This is a genomic window from Weissella sp. DD23 (assembly GCF_001579105.1).
GTDB classification, from domain to species: domain Bacteria; phylum Bacillota; class Bacilli; order Lactobacillales; family Lactobacillaceae; genus Weissella; species Weissella cibaria.
Window position 1 is genome coordinate 1 of record NZ_KQ970440.1, and the last position, 587, is coordinate 587.

Genomic DNA, 587 nt, shown 5'->3' on the forward strand with positions numbered 1-587 from the left:
GTTGTACGGTATAACACGTTTGCAACAAGTACCCGGTTAACACCGCCACGGTTGCGTGGCTGGATGGCTGAACGATTCATTTGGACCGCGGCCGTGATTGAAAATTTGTTTGCCCATAGTCGCGACATTGTTTTTCAACCGATTAGATATCGGCGGGTGGTTCGCTTGTGGCTTGGCGAGTGGATTATGTTGGCTTGGTCTTGGTATATGACGGCATTGATTTTGTGGGGTGTTTATTTATTGATCACCATTCACACGCCTGAAATTGTCTACATTGTGGCAACGAGTGGGGCAATTTTGCTGTTTGTCCAATTCGTTGTGGGAATGTTACAACTGATTGTTGCGATAAATTATCGGCGACATAAGGGGCTACCTAATCACTTTGTCTGGCGTGTGGGGTGGTTTGCCTGGGCTAATTGGTGGATTACAGCACTTTTCAAGACCGTTGCAACCGGCAAGGTGATTTACAATATGCTATTTGATCCTGAGACGCGAGCCTATGATTAAGCTGCTTTGAATTTTGAAATATGTTAAAAAGAGAGTGAGACAAAAGGTGCTTTGGACCCGATAATAACGTTGTTTGCCCC

General features: G+C 45.3%; 1 protein-coding gene. It reads left to right on the forward strand.

The window, feature by feature from the left end; all coding sequences use genetic code 11:
* On the forward strand, positions 1 to 507 hold a 507-nt coding region (locus tag WEIDD23_RS12120), incomplete at its 5' end, for a hypothetical protein (protein WP_207644217.1).
* Positions 508 to 587 lie beyond the last annotated feature (80 nt).